This window comes from Methylocaldum sp. GT1TLB, assembly GCF_051027445.1.
In the GTDB taxonomy this organism is placed as follows: Bacteria; Pseudomonadota; Gammaproteobacteria; order Methylococcales; family Methylococcaceae; genus Methylocaldum.
The window spans coordinates 5,048,337-5,070,040 of sequence record NZ_CP194898.1 but is presented as its reverse complement, the minus strand read 5'-3'; the positions used below and the strand labels follow the sequence as shown (position 1 = coordinate 5,070,040).

The 21,704-nt window shown below is 58.8% G+C and carries 18 protein-coding genes; 6 read left to right on the top strand and 12 right to left on the bottom strand.

The window, feature by feature from the left end; all coding sequences use genetic code 11:
• Nucleotides 1-4 precede the first annotated feature (4 nt).
• The 11 genes from ACR2R1_RS22410 to ACR2R1_RS22360 all read right to left on the bottom strand — a co-directional run bounded on the left by ACR2R1_RS22410 (nucleotide 5) and on the right by ACR2R1_RS22360 (nucleotide 13,270).
• A complete protein-coding gene (locus ACR2R1_RS22410; protein ID WP_434112031.1) occupies nucleotides 5-1,576 on the bottom strand; it encodes a BatA domain-containing protein in 1,572 nt (523 codons plus the stop codon).
• Entirely contained in the window at nucleotides 1,569-2,468 is a 900-nt protein-coding gene (locus ACR2R1_RS22405; RefSeq protein ID WP_434112029.1) for a DUF58 domain-containing protein, read from the bottom strand. Before ACR2R1_RS22405 ends, ACR2R1_RS22410 begins: the two co-directional genes overlap by 8 nt.
• Nucleotides 2,450-3,472 carry an AAA family ATPase gene (locus tag ACR2R1_RS22400; protein ID WP_434112027.1) on the bottom strand — a complete coding sequence of 341 codons (1,023 nt, stop codon included), beginning with the start codon at nucleotides 3,470-3,472 and terminating at the stop codon, nucleotides 2,450-2,452. The genes ACR2R1_RS22405 and ACR2R1_RS22400 overlap by 19 nt, the downstream gene beginning before the upstream one ends.
• Before the next feature lie 4 nt (nucleotides 3,473-3,476).
• A complete protein-coding gene (locus ACR2R1_RS22395; protein ID WP_434112025.1) occupies nucleotides 3,477-4,496 on the bottom strand; it encodes a hypothetical protein in 1,020 nt (339 codons plus the stop codon).
• Nucleotides 4,497-4,753: 257 nt separating this feature from the next.
• Nucleotides 4,754-5,227 carry a hypothetical protein gene (locus ACR2R1_RS22390; protein ID WP_434112023.1) on the bottom strand — a complete coding sequence of 158 codons (474 nt, stop codon included), beginning with the start codon at nucleotides 5,225-5,227 and terminating at the stop codon, nucleotides 4,754-4,756.
• A complete protein-coding gene (locus tag ACR2R1_RS22385) occupies nucleotides 5,224-6,708 on the bottom strand; it encodes a hypothetical protein (RefSeq protein WP_434112021.1) in 1,485 nt (494 codons plus the stop codon). The genes ACR2R1_RS22390 and ACR2R1_RS22385 overlap by 4 nt, the downstream gene beginning before the upstream one ends.
• A gap of 10 nt (nucleotides 6,709-6,718) precedes the next feature.
• Nucleotides 6,719-7,834 carry a prenyltransferase/squalene oxidase repeat-containing protein gene (locus tag ACR2R1_RS22380; protein ID WP_077729000.1) on the bottom strand — a complete coding sequence of 372 codons (1,116 nt, stop codon included), beginning with the start codon at nucleotides 7,832-7,834 and terminating at the stop codon, nucleotides 6,719-6,721.
• A 31-nt stretch (nucleotides 7,835-7,865) separates the two neighbouring features.
• Nucleotides 7,866-8,582, bottom strand: a complete 717-nt coding sequence (locus ACR2R1_RS22375; RefSeq protein WP_086135347.1) for a hypothetical protein — start codon at nucleotides 8,580-8,582, stop codon at nucleotides 7,866-7,868.
• A gap of 39 nt (nucleotides 8,583-8,621) precedes the next feature.
• Nucleotides 8,622-9,857, bottom strand: a complete 1,236-nt coding sequence (locus ACR2R1_RS22370; protein WP_434112018.1) for an inositol-3-phosphate synthase — start codon at nucleotides 9,855-9,857, stop codon at nucleotides 8,622-8,624.
• Nucleotides 9,858-10,430: 573 nt separating this feature from the next.
• Nucleotides 10,431-11,849 (bottom strand): sigma-54-dependent transcriptional regulator, encoded by a 1,419-nt coding sequence (locus ACR2R1_RS22365; RefSeq protein ID WP_434112016.1) that lies wholly within the window; start codon nucleotides 11,847-11,849, stop codon nucleotides 10,431-10,433.
• A complete protein-coding gene (locus ACR2R1_RS22360; RefSeq protein ID WP_077728996.1) occupies nucleotides 11,846-13,270 on the bottom strand; it encodes a sensor histidine kinase in 1,425 nt (474 codons plus the stop codon). The genes ACR2R1_RS22365 and ACR2R1_RS22360 overlap by 4 nt, the downstream gene beginning before the upstream one ends.
• A gap of 286 nt (nucleotides 13,271-13,556) precedes the next feature.
• Between ACR2R1_RS22360 and ACR2R1_RS22355 the strand changes: the two genes are divergently transcribed.
• The 3 genes from ACR2R1_RS22355 (at nucleotide 13,557) to ACR2R1_RS22345 (ending at nucleotide 16,749) form a co-directional block, all read left to right on the top strand.
• Entirely contained in the window at nucleotides 13,557-15,272 is a 1,716-nt protein-coding gene (locus ACR2R1_RS22355) for a thrombospondin type 3 repeat-containing protein (RefSeq protein ID WP_240502426.1), read from the top strand.
• A gap of 80 nt (nucleotides 15,273-15,352) precedes the next feature.
• Entirely contained in the window at nucleotides 15,353-15,982 is a 630-nt protein-coding gene (locus ACR2R1_RS22350) for a cohesin domain-containing protein (protein WP_086135343.1), read from the top strand.
• Nucleotides 15,983-16,074: 92 nt separating this feature from the next.
• A complete protein-coding gene (locus ACR2R1_RS22345; protein ID WP_434112013.1) occupies nucleotides 16,075-16,749 on the top strand; it encodes a hypothetical protein in 675 nt (224 codons plus the stop codon).
• Between the two features lie 32 nt (nucleotides 16,750-16,781).
• Here the strand turns inward: ACR2R1_RS22345 and ACR2R1_RS22340 are convergent, their stop codons facing one another.
• Nucleotides 16,782-17,399: a hypothetical protein gene (locus ACR2R1_RS22340; RefSeq protein ID WP_434112011.1), complete on the bottom strand. Its 618-nt coding sequence runs from the start codon at nucleotides 17,397-17,399 to the stop codon at nucleotides 16,782-16,784.
• A 145-nt stretch (nucleotides 17,400-17,544) separates the two neighbouring features.
• Between ACR2R1_RS22340 and ACR2R1_RS22335 the strand changes: the two genes are divergently transcribed.
• From ACR2R1_RS22335 to ACR2R1_RS22325, 3 genes are read left to right on the top strand one after another with little or no spacing between them, the layout of a single operon-like run.
• Complete coding sequence (locus ACR2R1_RS22335) at nucleotides 17,545-18,786, top strand: radical SAM protein (RefSeq protein ID WP_434112009.1); 1,242 nt, start codon at nucleotides 17,545-17,547, stop codon at nucleotides 18,784-18,786.
• Between the two features lie 22 nt (nucleotides 18,787-18,808).
• Nucleotides 18,809-19,801, top strand: coding sequence for a methyltransferase (locus tag ACR2R1_RS22330; RefSeq protein ID WP_347258924.1), 993 nt, complete (start codon nucleotides 18,809-18,811; stop codon nucleotides 19,799-19,801).
• 11 nt (nucleotides 19,802-19,812) lie between these two features.
• A complete protein-coding gene (locus tag ACR2R1_RS22325) occupies nucleotides 19,813-20,511 on the top strand; it encodes a YdjY domain-containing protein (protein ID WP_434112007.1) in 699 nt (232 codons plus the stop codon).
• The last annotated feature ends 1,193 nt before the right edge of the window (nucleotides 20,512-21,704 follow it).

Sequence of the window (21,704 nt, the reverse complement as noted above, 5' to 3'; positions counted from 1 at the left end):
GCGTTCAAACCGGCTTGGCGAATTTTTCCGCCCGCCCGATGCATCGCCGCATATCCAGCACCAGCAGCCCAATCGCTCCGATGATCAGATAAGGACTCAGATCGACACCGGCTCCGCCTGAAATCCGATCCGGCCCAGCCATCGGTTCGGGCATCGGTAAGGGGGCTATCCGCGATTCGCCGCTCGAGCGCCGGGCCGCATGCACCCGGTCGAGACGCGCCTCCGGCAAGAGCCGTTCGATCAATCCGGCGATCAGCACGGGATATTCGGGCTGTTCCGCGAACGCCTGAAATTCCATGTCGAGGCGAACATCAATCTCACTGGGATTTTCATTAGAGGCGATCAGCCACTCCGATCCCGCAGCGAGGAGCGCCTTGCCGGAATCGGGGCCAAACGCACCGGCGGGAAAAGCGCGTAGCCATCGGTGGTCGAGAAACACGTGTTTCAGTTCTCGCGCCCCGGATGTCCACAGGACCGGTTTGCCGAGGGTGTGGGAACGCCCCGTTCGTTGAAAACGAAGCCGCGCCCGGCTCGCGCCGGCTTCGCCGTTTCCGCAGACGACGGCGAGATCGACATCGTTTCCGTCGCCCGATGGAAACGTCAGGGCGGGATGCACGCTCAAGGCCGTCGATAAGTGACGCCCGCAAGCGCCGAAAACTCGTGCACGAATTCTTTGCGGATAAGCCAGGGCCAATTCGTCGTCGTAAGCGAGCGCATCGGCCGGTTTGCTGCGCGCGATGAGCGGACCGTCGACCGGGTCCGGCAGATCGAATGCAAGCGTTTCGGTGCCTCCGCTCGATACGACCACCGACCAGCTTCGAAGCATATGTTCGCCCACGTAAAGCTCGATCGTCCGCCGGGCTTCCGCATCGCCCGTGTTCGCCAATTCCAGAACGCCGTTCAATCCGTTCTCGCTCTTGAGCGACGGCCGCAGAGCGAGAGCGGTGAGCGCCAGGTTGTCGCGCGCCCTGCCCACTTGCACGATACGACTCAATGGCGCGGTATCCGCCCAGCGATTTACATCGGAATCGGCCCCATCGGTGACCAGCCAATGAACGGCGTCGGGACCCATTTCCATCGCCAGAGGCATCTGGACACCCGGTCCGGGATCTTGAAACCAACTGTCGACTTCCCCTTCCCAGCGATTCGCGGATAAGGAATCAAAACGGACGGAACGGCCGGGATACGTCAACGAATGAATGACCGCCCGGAAGGGAGACAAGTCTTCCAGGGCTTCGCGCAAAACCTGCAAGGCCATCTCGTGGCGCTTCGCTTCACCCTCGTCGACCAGCATGCTTACGGAGTCGTCCAGCCAGATTTCGATAGAGCGCGAATCGGTCCAGCGGGCTCCGGCCTCGGCGAGAATCAGCAGGGCGAGGATCAGAGCACGGCGGCGCCACGCCGGATCGGCGGAACTCCAGCGGCTTCCCGTTGTTTCTTCGGATGCCGCAAATCGCCACAGAAAAACGGCGGACACCGCAAGTTCTCCGCGTCTGGCCCTTAGTTTGTGCAAGGCCCAAACCAGCGGCAGAACGACGAGGCCCCAGAGCCAGCCGGGCGAGGACCACTCAATCATTCGAGGCCTCGAGCTTTCGGATGTGATCGATCAGCCATCGGTCCCAGGTCCGCGAGGTCTCGCACGAACTGAACGGTATGCCGCGCCGACGGCAATACGCGTCCGACGATCCTCTAAACCGGTTTAAGCTAGTTTGGGCGGCGGCTCGGCCGGATTCCGAAGCATCGACGGGCAGACTGACGCCGTTTTCGACGTCCCGGATAAGCGTCGGCCCGGTCCGATGCAGCGTGCATTCCTCGGCCGAGAGCGTCTGCACGACCTGCACTTCGTGGCCGCGCCGCAGCAGAAGGTCCAAGGCGGGCCGCATGCCGTCCTCCGTCAGCAAGTCGCTGATCACCAACACGGACGCGTCGGCGCGCAGGGCGGGGATACAGGCGGCCAGGTTCGAGCCGCCTCCCTCCTCTCGAGGGCGGCAGCGGCGCACGGCGTCCAGCAGCCGGGTGTATTGTTCCCGCCCGCTTCCGGACGCGCACAGCGTATCGATTCCGCCGCTGAAGACGATCAGACCGACCCGGTTGCCCGCGTGGAGCAGTACATAGGCGAAAGCTGCCGTCAGATGCGAGGCCAGCGCCCACTTGCCGCTTTCCGGCAAACGCATGGACGCGCTGCGATCCAGGCAGATGAACCAACGCGTCGAGCATTCGCTTCCGAATTGTTTCACCTGGGGATGCCAGGCGCGCGCCGAAGCGCGCCAATCGAGGGCTCGCAGATCGTCGCCCGCCCGATAGTCGCGATAGCCCAGAAAATCGTTGCCGGATGCGGTGGGGCTTCGCCGCGGACGACGTCCGGGCAGAGCCGCCGCCCGGCCGCGGAACAGATGTCCGGCTACGGATGCAAGTCTGCGGAGGGTCGGCTCATCGATAAAGCATTCATCTAGATCGAACGTCGCCATGAGCCGATCACTCTCTCCAGTGCAGAGTCGATCGCGATACCGTCCATTTCGCTTTCGATGTTGAGGAGTACGCGGTGCCGCAAAGCCGGCAGCGCCACGCCGGCGATATCGTCCGCAGCCACGTGCCCGCGTCCGCTTTGCAAAGCTCGGACGCGCGCGGCCCGCAAGAGAGCCTGCAAGCCCCGCGGACTCGCGCCGTAACGAAAATGACGGCGCGCCTCTTCGCTGCCCGCACCGTGCTCGGGATGAGTGGCGAGTACCAAGGAAACCGCCGCCCGCTTCATCTCGTCGGCGATCACGACTTCGCGGCACAAGGCCATCATCTCGCTGATCCGCTGAAGCGAGATCACGGCGTTCATGTTTTCGGTGGGTTCTTCGTCCAGGGAGATGTCGATCAGTCTGAGCATCGCGTCCACCGCCGGGTACCCCACGGACAACTTGAACAGAAACCGATCGGTTTGCGCCTCGGGAAGCGGAAAGGTCCCTTCGATCTCGATCGGGTTTTGGGTGGCGATGAGCCAGAACGGATCGGGTAGACGATGGCTTCTGCCGGCGGCGGTCACTTGCCGCTCCTGCATGGCTTCCAGCAGCGCCGCCTGCGTCTTCGGAGTCGCACGATTGATCTCGTCGACCAGTACCATGGGCGCGAAAATCGGCCCCGGCCGGAACTCCAGACGGTGTTCGCGATCGTCCTCGGCTCTCAGCAGGACTTCGCTCCCGGTGATATCGGCGGGCATCAGATCGGGCGTGCATTGCACCCGCGACATGGGAACCCCGATACAGCAGGCCAGCCCCTTGGCCAGATGGGTCTTGCCGAGGCCGGGATAGCCTTCGAGCAGAATGTGTCCGCCCGCCAGCATCGCGCTGACCATATCCCGGATCAGTGCTTCCTGGCCCACGATGACCCGGGCCAGGGATTCGCACAGCCGATTCATATCATCCTGGAAATGCTTGATTGCCGTTCCGATATCCGGGTCCGCACGACGGGAAGTCGATAGCGCCATGGTGTCAATCCGAGTGTTTCGTCAAAAATTGAAAGTAGCGGTCCGAATAGCGGCGCATGGCCGGAGACAAGGGAACGAATGCTTGCGATTCTCCGTGTCTGGACGCCCCGGACGGCGGTGCGAGCTCCCCCGATGCCGGCCGCGTTACCGAACTGTGCTTCAGCGCCCGGCGCCGGTTCGAAGCGTGTTCGCCTTTGCCCCGTTCGAGGTCGGTCCAACGAAGCGTGAGTTCCGCTTGCTCCGTGCTACGGCCGTAGGTTCTCGAAAAATCCGAGCCCTCGCCCGCCGCAGAGGTTTTTTGAGCGGCCCGATCATCGGGCGATACGTGATCCGATGTCGTCGACTGCCCGCCGGATCGATCCGGCGACGGCATGGACCTTATGGACTGTCGTCCCCCGGTTTCCTGTCCCGAGTTTTTCGCACTCGCGGCGTTCCGAATCGGCGTTTCGCTCGTATGGGATTTCGGCGGCTGCGCTAGTCGAGGATTTCGCTCCGTTTCCTCACGAAGACTGCTCGCCGCAACGAATTGCGAAACCTTGGAGTGGGTATCGGGATTTTCGGAAAACGAAATCGGCTTTTCCGGCGTGAATTGTCCGACTTGTTCAAGGGGCGTCTTCCCATCGGCCGCAACCGGAAATGTTCGGTCCGCGCCCCCGGAAAACAGCACGAAAAAGCCGCCCAGCCCCAGTCCGAGCGGTATCCAGGCATTGGACCAGGCCTCGAGGCGGGGCAGTCGCTCGGGATATTGTTTCCAGGAGGCGGCGGACAATTCAGCTTGCTCGAGCACATAAAACCTCATGCGGCTCCGGTCGACGGAATCCTGGAGCACCAGATCGAGGCTCGTAATGAACAGGTTCTTGCCGTCGAATGTTTCATCCAGTCGTTTTGCGGCTTTCCGATAATCGGAACGGGAAAAGCACATGAAAAACACGGGAGGAATCAGTACGGGCAGTAATGAAATCGCAAACGTCGCAGAAAGCGGCAGCGGACGTAGCCCGAGATGAACGGCCCCTGCCAGAGCCATAAGCACAGCGGAACACCATGACCCGATTCGGAACAGCTTCCACGCGCCGCACCACCGAAGCCGCGCGGCTGTTGTCTTAAGCAGCGCGGAAAGGTTCGGGCAATCGACTAGTGCATTTTCCGATTCGGCGTAGCGGAACCCAAATGTAGGTCGGCAATCCTTTGCCGACAAAACCCCTTGCCGATCTTGTGCGTCGGCAATGGATTGCCGACCTACGATCTTCCGACCCGTACCGCTAAACCGGGGTGAAAAACGCGCTAATGGGTGATCCAGCCGAGCCATACCTTGTCGAACCGCCAGACGAAATAGACGAGCACCAGACTCAAGACGCCGTGCCACGCCCAAGGAGAGCTGTGACTGATCCTCCCGAGCCCGCGATTAATGGCCAGAAGCGCCGACGAGAATGCAAGAGCCGCCGCCAATCCTCTCGCCAACATCCATGCATCCGCGGCACCGCCTGCCCAAACGAGGGTAAGCAAGGGAAGCGGCACGAGCCAGAACGCCAGCATTCCTTGGGCGTGTTCAATCGGATCATTCTCGACCGGCATCGTTGCCATCAGCGCCGCCGCGCAAGCTTGAACCAGCCACAACGCTTCGACGGCAGTTCTCAACGTCTCATCCGTTTTCGCCGACGCTGCCGTCGAATCCGACATTAATTGTCCGGCCGTCCAGATCAGTACGGGTCCGCAGCACAACAGCGCCATCAACAAACCGAAGCGAACCGAATTCATAAGCGGGCCTTGATAAGCAGCCATTCCGCATCGCCCGGCACTTCGTTCCCGCGCCACAGGCGCGATGCATAGGGAATAAGCAGCGCCGCCATCCGATCCCGATTTAGGTAGGGGCGCAGCTTGTAGGCTTCGGGACTGTCAGGAGCGACCGGAGCTTGGTTCTCGGCAGACCAGCGCTCGCCGGGACGCAATGACGGCAGAGCGAACAGCTTGCCGTCCCAGGCTAGCAGTCCAGCCGGCTGAGTCGTTCCGCCGGGATTCGCGACGGCGACGGCATCCTGGTCGAGATCGAGCGTCAATGGCGGATGGAATCGGCGGATGGTTCCCCGAAACAGCAGCTCGTCGTACGAAAACAATTCGGTCTTTAGCGCCAGCCCGTGAGTTTCGGGCCGGTCGATGTCCAATTGAATGTCCGGGTAGGTCTCTGCCTTCGGTAGCCAGAATTTGATCGGCGCCGGCAGCCTGCCTTGCCAGCGGCCGGTGCCCGACACGGTCAGGAGCGCGATGAAGCGAGCGTTGTCGTCTCCCACGCTGGTTTCGGTCCAGCCGGTCAGCCGCATCTCCGGCGGCTTGCCGGTCAGCAAAGCCGCGGCCAAGGCGCTGAAAGCCAAGGGCAATAAAAACAGGGGCCAGGGACGCGACGATGTGAGGCCGGCCACGCTCAAGGCGGTGAAATAACAAAACAATAGAACGGCCGCCGTGCGCAAGGCCATGGGAGGCTGCGCCGCGGACAAATCCCGGAGATCTTGAATGCCGGGCAGAGACGGCTGCGCGCGGTCGAGCAGTTCACCGGCAAGCTCCGCCCCCTGGCCGGGATGTTCGGCGCGGATAGCGAACGCACCTCCGCATCCCGCCTCGGCTTCGAGGTTTTCCCAGGTTTCCTCCGCTCCCAGAAATACGAGACGCCCGCAATCCCGGAGATAGTCCGACAGAGCCTCGAACTGCTCCGGATCGAGCTCGGCGAATTCCCGGTCGCCCAGGAGAATCATGTCGACGACCTGGTAGGATTGAGCCATTCTGGGCAAGTCGGACGCGTGCGCGCTTATGACCGCGGCGGTTCCGGCCAGGGATTCCAATAGGCTATTTGTCTCGACGCCTTCGGCCGCGACCGCCACCGCCCTGCCGCTGATCGGGTACGAGGCCGCGATCTCCGCTTCGAAAGTCCGACGGTTCGGCAGGAAACCGCTTATCCGAATCGGTTGTTCCGCGGATGGCGTGACGGGTATCGAGATAAACCGGGGAGTGCCGGGGTCTACCGCTAATGCCGCGTCGATCGGGGCCGTATCTCCGGAGACGAGCCGAACGGCGGCCCTGCCTCCCTCGGCGGAAATCAGGGTGAGCCCGATCTCGGTCCGGACGCCGCTCCGAAAATACCCGCCCCAAGCGATTTTCGCTGTCAGTTGTTCCGGCTCGTCCGCTCCCGCGTCGAGGCTCAACGCCAAGAAGACGGGAAGCAACTTCAGAAGCGGACGGCCGATCATCGCGTCAAACTCAGCGCACTGCCAAATTGAGCGCAATGATGCTCCATGCCGTGACCAGATTCTTGTCGCCCTCCCACCATTTCGTGGTCGAGTTGACCCAGGATCCGTCGGGATTCTGAAGGCTGACGAGCTTGCGCATCAAATCTTCCCGCCAATTGTGCTTGCTTCCTTTCCCGTCGGTAATTTCCGCTTCCCCGTAGGCGTACATGCTCTTCGCAAAAGCGTTGTAATAGTAATAAAGACCCTGCTTATTAGGCGCTCCGGGATTTTCGTCGACGCTGTAATGGTTACGAATCCAGTCGTAAGCCGCCTGAACGCGTGGATCTTGCTTGTCCGCGCCGGCAAACAGCAAGCTGAGCAGACCCGCGTGGGTCATGCCGCCATAGGAGGCGGTGGCTTCGTGCGGGCTGTATCCGGGCATATAGGTAAAGCCGCCGTCGTTGGCTGCCCAAGTCTGGTCGTTGCTTTCGCTGCGGTTTTGACAGCGGTTGATGAACACCAGGGCTTTTTCCCAGGCCGGGTCCTTGGGATCCAAGGCCGTGGCTTTCAGCGACTCGAGCGCCAGGTAGGCGTTGGAGAGGTCGGGGCGTTCATCGCCGCCATAGCCTATGCCGCCATAATATTTATGGTCCTTCGAATAGCCCTCCCCCTCGTCGATCAGATGTTTTTTCAGGAAACTCTGGCCGCCTTTGATGGCCTCTTGATACTTCGGATTTCCGGTGGCCTGAAGCGCCGTAATGGCGACTGCTGTGTTGTAGCTCAGATTCTGCATTTCACCGCTGATCGCCCCGTCCTCTCGAACACGGGATAGAACGTATTGGACAGGCTTGGTGATGAAAGCGCCGTCGTCCTCGGTGTATTTCCGGGGGCTTTCCAAAAATGCCCGCAGCGCCAGGGCGGTTATGCCGACGTTCTTGGACCAGGAACCGTCTTCCGCCTGATTCTCGCGCAGATAATGAAGTCCTCGATCGATGGCACGCTTGGCCTCTTCCGCGAGCTTTTCATCCTGCTGCATCACGGTCTTTTCGATGGTTTTCCGTGACGTCGATTTATTCGTTTCCTTGGCGGCAGCGGAAACCGTCGTCGCCGACATCATCAACGCGACCAATATAGGCAGATATTTCATGGTTTGGCTCTTTATTCGGATTAACGGACGATTACGTATCATGTTGGAATTTTCCAAACGGTTCGTTCGGACTGCTTTTCCGGAATCGGCGGTCTATCCGTACCGCAGCCAGACACAGGAATCCGTAAACGAAAATCAGTAGGCCCGCCGAAGGGTATTCGTATCGGTGCATGGCGTAGGCCGTGTGCTTGTAGAACCAGGGGCTCCGCAAGTAATCGTAGTCAAGCGCCACGGCAAAGCAGGTGGGCGGGCTCATGGCCAATGCCAGATCCATCAACGGGCTGTGCTCGCCCGACCATTCCAGCCATGGGCTCAGCCATATTGGCGATGAGGCGCAGAGTATCGTCAGAGCCGCGACGAGAACGCCGGCGCGAGCTTGTGAAAAACGTCGGCCGATCACGTGTCTCAAGAGAAGAATGGTGGCTTGGATCAGTCCGATGGCCAGGCCGAGCCGAATGACCAGCGGCAGGGCCAGGGTGACCGAAACCACGAGCCAAAACGCAAAGACGCTAATGGCGGCTCCGGAACTCCAGACGAAAATGGCCAGGAGCGGGCTAGAACAAACCGACGATTTGACAGGGTAGAGAATATAGCCGACCGCCGTGCCGACTATCGCATACAGAAATAGCGCATGCGTGGAAGAACCCGATTCGCCGCCACGCCAAAAATCGAGCGTCATCAGCAGCGAGATCCCGATTCCCAGCAGATACGGCGGGATCATGGCCACCAGTGGATTTCCGCGCCACATAGCCGGCTATCATCCTTCGTGCTGTTAGCCGTGAATTCCCTAAGTCGCTGCCCTTAATCCGGCGAGGTTCTTACCGCCTGACTTGGCTGCAATTTTGGACCGATGGCGCTCGACGTACTCGAGCAACAGCCCGAACTGGGCGGATAACGACTGCTCGGCCACGCCGATCGGATTCTTGAAGAAACTGGCGAGGTGTGGCGTCGGTCCGGACTCTCCTTGACAGCCGGCGAAATGGATCAGACGGATCAGATCCAGTACCAAGGGAGCGGCCAGTATGGAATCGCAGCCTTGCCAGGTGAACTGCATCGTCATGGGCACATCCATGAATCCCTGAAAGTGGATCAAGTCCCACGCCGTTTTCCAATCGCCCAAGGAAGGCACGAAATTGATGGAGACTCCCGCTTGAACCGGATAACCGAGTATTCTCTCCAGAACGGCTTCCTTATTGCCGATTTTCGCTTTGCTGTTGTCGGGATCGTTCAGTGTCCGCCCGTCGTTATTGCCGAGCAGGTTATAGCCCTCCCAGCTCATGACGCGAAGGTTGCGGCAGGCGAACATCGGCGCCAGCGCGGTTTTCACCAGCGTTTCGCCGGTTTTACCGTCGTTGCCGCAGTACGATACGCCTTTCGCCTCGGCGAGCTGCTGCAGAGCCGCCACGTTCGCGCCCAGATTGGGGGTGAAGTTGACGTAAGCGCAGCCTTCGGAAAAGCCCGCGTAGACCCAGGCCATGCCCGGCGAAATCAAATCCTTTCTGTCCTCGTTCAGGAGTCTTTCGAAAGCGGTCAAATCCAGGTGATATTCAGATAGCGGCGGATTCGGCTCGGCCGATGTCAGATTGACCAGCACCACACGATCGAAACCGAATTTGTCGATGAAGCCGCGCAGATAGCCCCGCATCCGTTCAATCAGCGCATCGAGCGGCGGCAGACGGTCTGACGGACTCAATACGTTCCATTGCAGGGAGGAATCGATGACGACGTTACCGTTGATGCGTTGCAGATCGGCCTGAACCGCATCCAGAATTTCCCGCGAAAAGGTCCGCGACTCGCGGTAAATGCGGTCGGCGGACTCCGGCACGGAGCCCTCGGCAATGTCGTGCCCGCCGAATTCGAGATTCTCCAAGGCAACCAAATTCAGATCGGCAAAAGGCGTCAGGTCTGTGACGAGTCCGGCGCCGGAGACTAATCCCCGCCGTATCGCCGAACACCCCACGAACAGCGTGTTTGCGATGTCCCCCAAGGCACCGATTATGAAAACTCCAGTTTTCGAGACCATTTTTATGAAACCTTATTATCGTTTTGATCGAGGCACGATCCTTTTCAGGCGCGGACGACCGCTGCGGAAGCGAATAGGCCGCTCGATGCGTACCAGGCAAAAAGTCAGAGGGCTGACCAACAGAACTCACTGACCGTAGATCCAGCAGCCCCAGGTGTTTACCGGCTTTGAAACTCCGGCGAGCGTGCGGCTTGGATGTACGGACGCCGGACCTGCGCAGGTGTCTCTGTCGGAATTTGGACTCCGAGCCAGAACGCGCACGGCTCACCCGTTCCAGAAAGTAGCCGACCCAGGAGAGAGATTGAGTCGGCTTTCGTGAGAAGAGAGTTTTCGATTGATTTTAGAGCAAACTATAGACCAAGTTTTAAAGCTCACCGATTCAAGACTGAATCTGCCGTAAATTCCGACACTTAGATCACCTGGTTTTCTTGGGCACGCTGACGACGGGTCGTTGGCGTGTCGGTTTTTTGTACAGACGCCTTTTTCGGTCTTTACTCAAAACCGCTTGTAAAGCCGGTACAGCTGCGGAATTCGAATCCGAGAAGGAAACAAGTACCGCTGTACAATTTTGCATCAGGAGGGGAAATATTTTTTTCTCAAGGTCGTGCGGTGCAGGCCCAAAAGTTCAGAAGCGGCTACCTGATTTCCTTTCGTGATTTGCAGAGCCTCGTCGATAATCGCGCGTTCGACCGCTTCGATCACTGTATAAAAAACCCCCAAAGTCGAATCTTTGGGTCCATCGACGTTAATGGCGTCGCGCAGCGCGCGCCGGGCGGCATCCAGTAAATCGTCCAAATCCGTGGAATCCAGGGAATGGCCGTCCGTGCGAGCCTTCGGTTTTATACCGAGTTCGTGCAGGCTTAACGAATTGCCCCGGCAGAGCAACACCGCACGCTTGATCGTATGTTCCAGCTCCCTGACATTTCCCGGCCAGTCGTGGGCTTGAATGGCTTTCATGGCGTCGGCCTCTATACCCGTGATTTGCCGGCCGAGTTCGTTGTTTGCCTGTCCAAGAAAATGCCGAGCCAGTAACGCGATATCTTCGCGGCGCGTTCGTAACGGCGGGATTTCGACCGTAATCAGTTTGAGCCGAAAATAGAGATCTTCGCGAAACCGCCCCGCGGCCGTTTCGACATCCAGATTCCGGTTGGTGGCGGCGATAAGTCTGGCTTTAAATGGAATCGACGCGACGCTGCCGACACGCTCGAAGTTTCGCTCCTGTAAAACCCTTAATAGCTTGCCCTGCAATTGAAGGGGAAGTTCTCCGATTTCGTCGAGAAACAGCGTACCCTCGCCGGCCGCTTCGAATCGACCGATGCGTCTCGCCTCCGCTCCGGTAAACGCGCCGCGTTCATGGCCGAACAATTCGCTTTCCACGATGTTCTCGGGCAAGGCGGCGCAATTGACCGCGACGAAGGGATGCTCGCGCCTAGGGCTATTGAAATGAATGCCGCGCGCGACCAATTCCTTGCCCACGCCGCTTTCTCCGGTTACCAGAATCGTGAGATCGTTAGTGGTTAGCAGGGACATCAGCTTGAAGATTTCCTGCATCGCTTTGCTCTGACCGATCATGACACCTTCGCCATTCGTATCCAGGCTAGCCTCAGCAGGGATTCCGGCGGCAGATTCGGCACGGCTCGACAGGGCACGCTGCAGCAACGTTCGAATCTGCGACAGTTCCAGAGGTTTTCCGAGATAATCGAACGCGCCGAGCCGCATCGCCTCCATTGCGCTTTGCATGGTTCCGTAAGCCGTCATGACGATGACCGGCAGTTGCGGATCGCGTGCGCGGATTTGAGCGAGGGCATCCAGACCGCTCAAATCCGGCATGTTGACATCGAGAAAAACGGCCGCCGGTTTCTCCCTCTCGACCAATTCCAACGCTTCCCGTCCCCCGGAAGCGATGAGCGGCTCATAACCGTCCCGCTTCAGCAGCTGACTGAATGCCAGGCAGATGGCGCGTTCGTCGTCGGCGATCAGAATCTTGGTCATCTGATCGACTCAATCGGCAACAAAACGGCGAAACGCGCACCGCCCAAATCGCTTCGCGATATCTCTATAGTGCCTCCATGGAGCTCGACGAGCTCTTTGGAAATGGGCAACCCTAGCCCGAAGCCACCTTTTTTGTCGGTATGCAGCGGCGTGAAAATCAAGTCCATCCGCGACGGATCGATCCCCGAACCCGAATCCTCGACCGTTAACGAGACATGATCGCTTCCCGTCCGGCACGTTCCGATTCGGATCAGCCCGCCCGTCGTCATTGCTTCGGCGGCATTGACGAGCAGATTCAGCAACACCTGCTTGATGCGGTCGGCATCCAAGCGAACCTGCGGCAGCGAAGAGTCGAGCCGGCATTCGAGAGCAATGGCCCGGTGTTGCAGTTGCGGACCGAACAGGCGCCTTACGTCGCCGACCAGATCGTTCAGGTCGACCTCGACCGGATCGAGACTCCGGGGCCGCCCGAAGTCCAGGGCACCGGAGACCACCAATTCCAGACGACGGATCTCGTCGAGCGTTTGTCGTATCGGTTCCGCCTGAGCCTCATCGACATTCTCCTGCATCAGTTGCAGTTGCAATTTGATTGCCGTGAGCGGGTTTCTCACCTCGTGGGCGATACGGGCGGACATTTCGCCCAGGGCTTCCAGCCTGGTTCTTCGCGACAGGGCCTGTTCGAAAGATTGGAGTTTTTCCGCCATGGTGTTCAAAGCGCCCATCAATTCACCGATCTCATCGGATCGACGAGACTCGACGCGCACATCCCTGTCGCCTCCGGCGAGTCTTTCGGCCATGCGAGCGAGATCGCGCAGCGGATTGATGATGCCCGCCGCAATCCGCTGACCTGCCCACGCGATCAGCATGCCCCCCAGCAGCGTGGCTGCGCCGATCCAAACCGCCGCATTGCGGGTAGCCGACTGAACGTCGGCAAGCGATGACAGGACGGCCACCGCCCGATAGCGGGAGTCGCGCCCTGCCGGAACTAGCCTGAGAACCACACTGTAAAGACCGCTTGGCAATTGCATCGGCATCGGGCGTATACAGCCACTTTCCTGAGGACACTGCGCGAAGATTTTCGATATTTGGCGATGTGCTTCATCCCGGCCATTACCCCAGGTCGACATCGCGATATAGCCATCCCTTTGTATCAGCACGATTTCGGTCTCGAGCAATTGCCGAACCTTGAATACCAAATCGTCGGTCAGCGGAAGATTGCCCTTGGCCAAGACGGTCGCGACATTCGTAAGCTGTTCGTTGACACGCTCCTCCAGCGCTATGGAAAACATACGCGTCGTGAGCCACCAAGCGATAGCGGCTGTCACCAGCAAAACCACCGAAAAGGGAACCATCAGTTTCAGATAAATGCTGGGCGTCCAGTTCCGGAGCGCGTGCCGGCTCAAAAGGCTTGCTCTTGCCATGACCAATCGACTTTTGACGAATCGGAATGCTAGTGAAGCGGCAAGTCTACATCAACCTTTCGTGAAGGCCCGGATCACTGTCAGTTTTTTTTACAGCAGTTGGCTCGATCGTGAACACTTTTTCAAAGAAAGCAGCCACCCACTTGATTTTTAAGTCACCTTTCATCGTGGCTCGACTCTTGCTCGGAACCTCCTTGTTTCCGGAATCGCTTGGAGAGAGGGGATTCCCGGACATGGGCGCAGGGAAGCCTATCGAGACGAGTTTGAGAAGAGAGAGAGAAAACCAATGAAAAACTTACGATTGAAACCCGTGATACTGGGCACGGCGCTGAGCCTGGCCGGAACGGGCGCGCAAGCGGTCACGCCTTTCGAGCAGGATGTGGCCGTGGCGATCGACCGCGGCTTGGAATATTTAGCCAACGTGGGCGCCTACAACAACCCCAGCAGTGCCGGGGATGCAGCCGGTCTGACAGCGCTCGCATTGCTCGAGAAACGCGCTACCGGAAACCCTGCCGATCCGCCACAGGGCTATTCCGGCGCCAATGCAACCGACAAGGCCCGCATGCGCACAGTCGTCGCCTATATGCTGGATCGCGTCAACGAGACTTCGCTTTACCTGTATCGCGACGGCAGCTTCCTCATGGCACTGAGCGAATATCTGCGCTCCGGCGGACCGGACAAGGGCGACCCCAGCGCTCCGGAAATCCCCGATACCGCAGATTACGTGGATCTGATCACCGCCATCAACACGCTTTCCGACCGGATCGTCGCCGGACAGACTAAAGACAACACCCCTCCGGAAGATCCCCCGAGCACTTCGAACAACTACGGTTATTGGGGTTATACAGGTCCGGGTGCGGACTCCTCGACCACCCAGTTCGGCGTAGCCGGTCTCGCGGCGGCCAAGGCCGTGTACACGGATCCGGCCTTCGGCGATCCGGGCAATCGGCTTCCCACGCTTAATGCCGCCTTGGAGCGCTCGAAGCTGGCTTACGCCGCCAATGGGTCTGCGGCGGGTTCGAACAACTCCGCTTGCGACTCGATCGATGCTATAGAGCGAGGACACGGCTACCAAAGAACCGGTTATGCCCCCAGCCTGCAGCAAACCGCCTCGGGCACTTGGGTACAGCTCCTGGGCGGGGCCAACGTCAACGACCCTTCCGTTCAGGCTTATCTCCGCTGGCTGCACAACCACTATCGCTGGCAGGACCTGGACAGCATGGGCAATAGCTGGCCCGGCAACTCTTACTGGTATTACCTGTGGAGTTCTTTCAAGGGCATGGAGTTCATGCGCCAATCGGGCATAGCGCCGGCGCCGGGCAACCTGGGTCCGGACGATCTCGGCACCAAGGCGCCCGATGCGGCCTGTACCGTACGCCAGGTACACCAGGATCCGGATGCACTGCCCCGCGTGGCGAGCTTCGGTGCCGGCGGCGTAGGTTATTACGGCGCGGACCCGACGCAGACCCAGAACCAATATTTCGACTACGCCTACGAAATCCTCGAACACCAGTGTTGGGACGGCTCTGCGCCCATCAACGGCAACGACGGTAATTTCATTTGCAACAGCGCTCCAGGTTCTTGGAATAACTACTCCAAACAAGCGTACGCGCTCCTGGTGTTGCAGCGGGCCACCGGCGGCGCCTTTATCGACAGCGACGGCGATGGCGTGCCTGATAACACGGACAATTGCCGCGCGGTTGCCAATCCGGATCAGAAAGACAGCGACGGCGACGGCGTGGGCGACGCCTGCGACAACTGCCCGAACGCTGCCAATGCCGATCAGACGGATTCGGACGGCAACGGCAAAGGCGATGTCTGCGATTTCCTGCGCTGTGACGTGGAGCCGGACGGCGATGTCGACCGCGATGACATTAATGCCATTTCCGCGGCGCGGAACCAGCCTGCCTCAGGTCCGAACGACCCGCGCGATGCTGACGGCAACGGCTGGATTACCGTGCTGGATGCGCGTAAATGCGCCACTCAGATGACTGTTCAGTAAAGCCAAGAAATACCCGACGCACCTTGCGGGGTGCGTCGGACATAACTCGAATTGAGACTTAAGACGATGGGGAAAGTGATATGAATAAATTACTCAAGATATTGGGACTTGCCGTCCCGCTCAGTCTGCTGGCCGCCCAGCCGGCCTCGGCGATTTCTCTGGTGTTTAATCCAGTTTCCCAGGACGTGGCGCTCGGTGACCCGGTTAAGGTCGATGTCATAGTCACCGACCTTAACAATCAACTCGTCGGTACCTACGATTTCAACGTCCATTGGAATGACAGCATTCTGTCTCTTGCCAGTGTGGATTTCGATATCTTTCTGGATGGTCCGTTCGACTCCATTCAAGGCTTTGACGACAGTGTTTCCGGTACGGTGAATGTATTTGAGACCTCCTTGGATTTGCTTACGAACCAGGACGGCAACACCGCATTCCGGTTGTTCACATTGACCTTCGATACCCTTGCAAACGGCCTCAGCCCACTGTCGTTCACGGATAACATCGCTTCGACCGGCGAGTTTTTGGGAGATGAAAACGGCGATCCGTTTGTTCCCCCGGTATCGGCTGGAAGAGGCAGTGTTTGCGTGGGGGGCAATTGCCAGCAGTCACAGCCTATCCCTGTCCCCGAACCGCCGGTCGTGATGCTGATGGGAGCGGGATTGTTGGGGTTCGCATTTAACCAAAGGCATCGTAGGGCCGGCGTTCGATAAAAATAACGGTTTAGTGAACAACGGGTGGGTTGTTTTTGATTCCCATCCGTTGTTTTCGGAGATGGAAGTTCCAGGCTGGATCGATTAAGCGCATGAATATTCGTAGGACAACCCTGTTTTCGTTACCGGCATTTCTATTGGCTATCGTCAGGGTGGATATCGCAATCGCCGCATCTTCGTCGGAACCGCCCTTCCGTCTTTCAGGTGTGGTGACGGTCGGCGACGAAGCTCGGGTTGCCATGATCGAATTCCCGGACGGCCGACAACAGACGGCGCGACGGAATACCTCGATTCCGGACGTGGGCAAAGTCGAAAAGATTTCTCGCGACCGCCTTTGGCTGAAAACGGAAACCGGCGAGATCGAGATCCAGTTGACCGCGGATGGTTTGCCGTCCGAGCAGGGGCATCGGAATTTGTTGTCGCCCGAGTCATCCAATGCCGATGCGGCAGCCCCGACAGCCAGCGAGGCCGAAACACAGCCGAAACACCGAACGGTGGAAGTAAGCGAGGAGATGGCCTACCAAATCGAACAACTGGCCAAAACTCCCGCCGCGACGATAGACGAACTTTATTTCGCCCTCAAACCGATGCTGGGATTGCCGTCCGCAGCGGAGCTGAAGCTCAACGGCCTCAGTTTCGAACCGATGGACTCGGTCTCGCAAATCAAGCAGCAGCTGGACCAGGGACAGATGATGCGTGCAGTCGTCCAAGGCGCAGAGGGTGTCGAAATGATTTACCTTCAACCCGGTCCTACCCAGCAGCCGTAACCCGGTAGCAGGGCCGATCCGTTTTCGAGGTTTCAGTTTCCCGTTCGCATGACTTTGCTCTTCTGCTTTTTCCGAAGGCGCCATCCCAGCCAGGCAATGACGGGCAATGTCATGGGAACGATGATTCCTGGTCCGACTATCGCATCGGGTAATAGTGCGGCGCCATTTCCGGCCAGTACCACCGAGTACAATAAGTTGCCCGCAGCCGCCGTCAGCAGAAATCGAGAAAAATCCAGACCTTCGGCACCGGCTGTAAAAGCCACGGCCTCCGCCAGCACCGGGACCGGCCGGCTCGCGAACACCGCTAAGAGCGTCGGCACTTCCGGGAGCCGCGTGCCGAGCCGGGCCAGCAGCAGCCGCCCGGCGGCATAACCGATAAGATGGCCGATAGTCAGTCCCGCCCATGTCCATAATGTTCCGGAGATGAAACCGAGACGCGCGCCGAGCAGGGTTCCGATGACGCTGGACGGTATGGGCAGGAGGGCATCGCCGGCCAACAGCGCACCGCCGAGGAAGCCGAACCGAAGCGCGTTGTCATCCGTGGCCGACAGCCATCGTTCCCCGGGCAGTTCGCCAATGACGAGAAAAGGAATGATCGGTATCGCCAGTGCCGTGGAAACCACGAGAATAAGCTGTCTGTTGATTTTCATGGGTTAAACGTATCGGGAACGCGATTCGGCATACTACACTAAGTGCCGATCCCGGTAGACCTTAAAACACGCTTCGACAAGCTCAGGGCGAACGGCCTGCCGGGATAGGCTTTAAGCCCAAAGAAGAACTCAGGAGACCAATGCCATGCAGCCTCCCGCCCTCCCAGAAACCGCCAAACGCAAACTGGATCTGATTTTCGAAGGCATTCGCTACACCGACGCTTTGGGACGGGCGACGGAGCACTCGTTTCCGGGTTTCTACCCGTATCGTTTCAAACCCGGCGAACACGATCCGACCGGCAGGGGCAAGGCGATGGTTCCCTACTCGCTTGCCACGTCCGACGGCGTTTTCGCCAGGATCAAGGGAAACGGGGACTCGGCTTGGTCCGTAACCGGCTCTTTCGAATCCGGCTACCGCTTGGCTCACGATCGCGGTACGCACCCGGAAACGTCGGTCGAGTTCATGAATCTTCCCAAGTGGATGCACGGAAAAACCAGCGACGGCTTTCCCATGGCCCAGGCCGGCATCACCTTGCACCACGACATGGCGGTCATCAACGTGGCGCCTGCTTGTCAGTATTTTCTCGCCGATAAACAGGACGGGCAGTCCATGCGCTGCCTGTTTTGCGGTTACGGCGCTCCCGACGCGCGTACCGAGCAATTGGGGCAGGTGATGGATCGCACATCCTTGTCGCCCCTGACTTACACGCGCCTAAAGGAGACGCTTGATGCCGCCTTGCGGGAAAGCGAAATCCGCCACATCTATCTGGTCGGAGGCTCCATGACCGATTGGCGGGAAGAAGGCGAACGCTTCATCGAATTGGCCCGCGAGGTACAAACGGTCAATCGGCATCGGATTCCGGTCACCTGCGGTTCCGGTGCGTTGCCCGAGGAATGTCTACGCCGGTTACATGATGAGAATCTGGTGGATGCCGTTTGTTTTAATCTGGAAGTCTGGTCCGAGCGATTGTTTAGCCAGGTTTGCCCCGGCAAGCACCGGTTCGTGGGTTATCAGCGTTGGATCGGGGCCCTCGAAAGTGCAGTGTCTTTTTGGGGTAAGGGACGTGTCTACACGGCCATGGTGGCGGGAATCGAACTGGAGCCGGAGTACGGATTAACCGAGAAAGAAGCGATCGAGCTTGCGCTCGAGGGCGCCGAGACGCTTGGTGCGAAGGGCATCATTCCGATTTACTCACTTTATTGGCCCATCGCGGGGCGGGATCATCCCAAACACCTGGAGAAACTGCGCAGCTACTTTGAGCGCGTTAACCTAGGCTATTTTGACATCCGCCGGAAATACGAATTGAACATCTGGGATGGATTCATGTGCCATCGCTGCGGTTACATGCAGATGGAATGCGACATCGACCATGCCCTTTGCGCCTAAGACATCACAAGGAAACGATCACATGCTCGATCCGACACCGATCATGCAACTCACCACCGCCTACTGGAATGCCATGACATTTCTGACGGCCAATCGTATCGGCGTGTTCGAAGCTCTCGCCAAGACACCCATGAGCGTCAGCGAGGCAGCCGATGCCCTGAATACCCACCCTCGGCCTACCCGTCTGCTGCTGAACTCTTGCGTTGCCTTAGGGTTACTTGAAGAATCCGAAGGGGTTTACACGAATAGCGCTCTGGCCAGTGCCTTTCTGGTGCCGGGCAGTCCGGCGTTCATGGGAAATGCCGTGCGTTACAGCGATGACCTTTACGCCACATGGGGCAAGCTGGAACAAGCGCTCCGGGAAAATCGCCCCCCTCTCGCCCAGGAAACCTATCTCGGCGACGATCCCGCGAAAACGCGCCATTTCGTCTATGGAATGCACAACCGCGCCTTGGGCATCGGCAACGCTTTGGCCGGCCTGGTCGACCTGAGCGGACGCAAACAACTGCTGGATATCGGCGGCGGACCGGGTACATATTCCGCTTTGTTCGTCCGAAGATATCCGGAACTCCGGGCGAAAGTGCTCGACCTGCCCCATGTGGTGGAACTGGCCGATGAAATCATAGGAAGTCTGGGCGCCAAGGATCGGGTGTCTACACTCGCAGGCGATTACCACACCACCAAATTCCCGACCGGTAACGATGTGGTGTTGATCTCGGGGGTCCTGCATCGAGAGAGCGAAACGGGATGCCGGGAACTCATCCGCCGCGCCAAGGACGCCCTGGCACCCGGTGGGCTGCTGATTTTGAGCGATGTCTTCACCGACCACGGCGGAACCGGCCCCCTGTTCGCGACCCTTTTCGGCCTCAACATGATGCTGACGGCGCCGGAGGGCGGCGTACATGCCGATACGGACGTGGCGGCGTGGATGGCCGAAGCCGGATTTACGCACATTGAAACCCGTCCCTTTCCTTCCCCGATGCCGCATCGGGTGGTCACCGGCATGGTCGGCTAGGAGATCGGCCGATGCGACAAATCAACTTTGTTATTTATAGCGCTTTGATCGGTGTTCTGGTGTCGTCCGCCACCTTTGCGGAAGCCCCGCTGGAATACGGCTCTCAACCCATGCCGCCGCAGCCTGAAATCCGCCACCTGGGCGGCCAGCGATACCAAGTCGGCAGCATCGAAGTCAACAAGGCCGAACGGAACTTCGCCGTTCCAGGCACAGTGATTCGCTCCGAGCCGCCGCTGGAATTTCTGGCGGTTACCAAGGGAGCGTATAAATCCTACGAAAGCCTTTTCGAACTGGATGCCAACGCGGTCGAATTCAATTTGGCCTGCATTCTCATCGGCTTGGATGCAAAAAAAGCCAAGCCCGCCAGCTTTCATTTCGATAAAGAACCGGTCGCAGGCGACAAGCTCGAATTGTGGATTACCTGGGAATCCTCCGGCAAAACCGTTCGACGCCGGGCCGAGGAGCTATTGACGGCAGCGGAAGGCCAAGCGACTCACGAGTGGGTTTATACCGGATCGACATTTACGCCCGATGGTCGCTACCTGGCTCATATGGACGGCACGTTAATCGGATTCGTGCACGATCCGGCCAGCGTCATCGAGCATAGAGTTGGCATCGGCCTCGGCGCTTTCGGAACCATTGAGGCGAGAAAGGACCTATTACCCCCTGTCGGAACTCGTATTCGGTTGTTCGTCCAAAAAAGCAATTAACGAATGCCCGCCGTCATCACATCTATCGCCGGGAATTTTCACTATAACCAAATATCGCTAAAGCATTTTCATATCTACTGTACGGGCATTCGCGAGTAGGTCGGGAATCCTTTCCCGACGCGACGCCACGTCCCGGCCGAGCGTCTTCGTCGGAAGGGTCGCGACTAAAGCGACCGTTTGCGATTGGGAAGGGATTGCCGACCTACGAATGCTTGAATCCATTCACCCGAGCCGAAGGCGCCAACGACGTCCGCCAAGCTGGTTTTGCCGTACGAGCGGGATGAAAACGCTCTAAGCACATTCAGGGAAGTCTTGCGGCATACGCACCACTGCAGGAGAAACCTGCCAATCGAACTAATTTGTCGAGATTCCGCAAAAGTTTATGGAATGTACTTAGATTTGAGGCCTGGATTTCTAGTTCGATTCTGTCAACGCAAATCGTAGCCAGATAAGTGCTGCAACTTTGGATTTACCCCAGAAGTCCGGTCGCCCTGAGCTTGTGGAACGGGTCCGCGGACCTACCGGGATAGGCTATAACAAGCCGCGGCCATCTCGAAGGCGTGCGTCACCAAGGCTAAGGCGATGTGCCGATGCCACGCGGCCCACACATGCCCTGCCTTCTATTCATCCAGCCCACAGTCTGGCTTGGCCGCTTCGAAACGCGATATTCGATGGACCGAGGCCTTTCCGCGACGTAAACCAGGGCGTCCAGCATGCCGTCCCTCGGCGCGAAGGTCACGTAGTATGCCCGGTCGCTCGGGTCGTCGAGACTCCGGCGCAGCAAAAGCGAATGGGCCTTCGCGTTCCTCGGCCGTTCGTTCAGCCGTCACTTCGTTCGATGCTGCGGATCAAAGACCGGAACAAAGCCCTGAGCAACTGGCTGCGTACCCACCGTCGCGATATTGCAGATTATCGGAGAACTCAACCGAACCTTGCGCGGCTGGCCAACGATTTCACGAACGTAACTGCACCAGGACGATCTCCAACGTGAAGCTGCGTGTGGATGAGCGGGTGCAAATTCATCTGCTGCATCGTCACAAGCCAGGAGCGAGCACATGGACACAGCCGCTTCCCGGGACCTGTGATCTATGGACGCAATGGACTGTTTAAACTGCCGACAAAGGCGCTTTGGCGATCGGCACATGCCTTGTTGCGAAGACCATCGGAAAGCCGTGTACGGAAAAGCGTAGGCA

Excerpts from the sequence above, each read along its gene's own strand:
- ACR2R1_RS22410 (WP_434112031.1), bottom strand. The coding sequence starts at position 1,576 with ATGATTGAGTGGTCCTCGCCCGGCTGGCTCTGGGGCCTCGTCGTTCTG.
- ACR2R1_RS22405 (WP_434112029.1), bottom strand. The coding sequence starts at position 2,468 with ATGGCGACGTTCGATCTAGATGAATGCTTTATCGATGAGCCGACCCTC.
- ACR2R1_RS22400 (WP_434112027.1), bottom strand. The coding sequence starts at position 3,472 with ATGGCGCTATCGACTTCCCGTCGTGCGGACCCGGATATCGGAACGGCA.
- ACR2R1_RS22395 (WP_434112025.1), bottom strand. The coding sequence starts at position 4,496 with ATGGCTCTGGCAGGGGCCGTTCATCTCGGGCTACGTCCGCTGCCGCTT.
- ACR2R1_RS22390 (WP_434112023.1), bottom strand. The coding sequence starts at position 5,227 with ATGAATTCGGTTCGCTTCGGTTTGTTGATGGCGCTGTTGTGCTGCGGA.
- ACR2R1_RS22385 (WP_434112021.1), bottom strand. The coding sequence starts at position 6,708 with ATGATCGGCCGTCCGCTTCTGAAGTTGCTTCCCGTCTTCTTGGCGTTG.
- ACR2R1_RS22380 (WP_077729000.1), bottom strand. The coding sequence starts at position 7,834 with ATGAAATATCTGCCTATATTGGTCGCGTTGATGATGTCGGCGACGACG.
- ACR2R1_RS22375 (WP_086135347.1), bottom strand. The coding sequence starts at position 8,582 with ATGTGGCGCGGAAATCCACTGGTGGCCATGATCCCGCCGTATCTGCTG.
- ACR2R1_RS22370 (WP_434112018.1), bottom strand. The coding sequence starts at position 9,857 with ATGGTCTCGAAAACTGGAGTTTTCATAATCGGTGCCTTGGGGGACATC.
- ACR2R1_RS22365 (WP_434112016.1), bottom strand. The coding sequence starts at position 11,849 with ATGACCAAGATTCTGATCGCCGACGACGAACGCGCCATCTGCCTGGCA.
- ACR2R1_RS22360 (WP_077728996.1), bottom strand. The coding sequence starts at position 13,270 with ATGGCAAGAGCAAGCCTTTTGAGCCGGCACGCGCTCCGGAACTGGACG.
- ACR2R1_RS22355 (WP_240502426.1), top strand. The coding sequence starts at position 13,557 with ATGAAAAACTTACGATTGAAACCCGTGATACTGGGCACGGCGCTGAGC.
- ACR2R1_RS22350 (WP_086135343.1), top strand. The coding sequence starts at position 15,353 with ATGAATAAATTACTCAAGATATTGGGACTTGCCGTCCCGCTCAGTCTG.
- ACR2R1_RS22345 (WP_434112013.1), top strand. The coding sequence starts at position 16,075 with ATGAATATTCGTAGGACAACCCTGTTTTCGTTACCGGCATTTCTATTG.
- ACR2R1_RS22340 (WP_434112011.1), bottom strand. The coding sequence starts at position 17,399 with ATGAAAATCAACAGACAGCTTATTCTCGTGGTTTCCACGGCACTGGCG.
- ACR2R1_RS22335 (WP_434112009.1), top strand. The coding sequence starts at position 17,545 with ATGCAGCCTCCCGCCCTCCCAGAAACCGCCAAACGCAAACTGGATCTG.
- ACR2R1_RS22330 (WP_347258924.1), top strand. The coding sequence starts at position 18,809 with ATGCTCGATCCGACACCGATCATGCAACTCACCACCGCCTACTGGAAT.
- ACR2R1_RS22325 (WP_434112007.1), top strand. The coding sequence starts at position 19,813 with ATGCGACAAATCAACTTTGTTATTTATAGCGCTTTGATCGGTGTTCTG.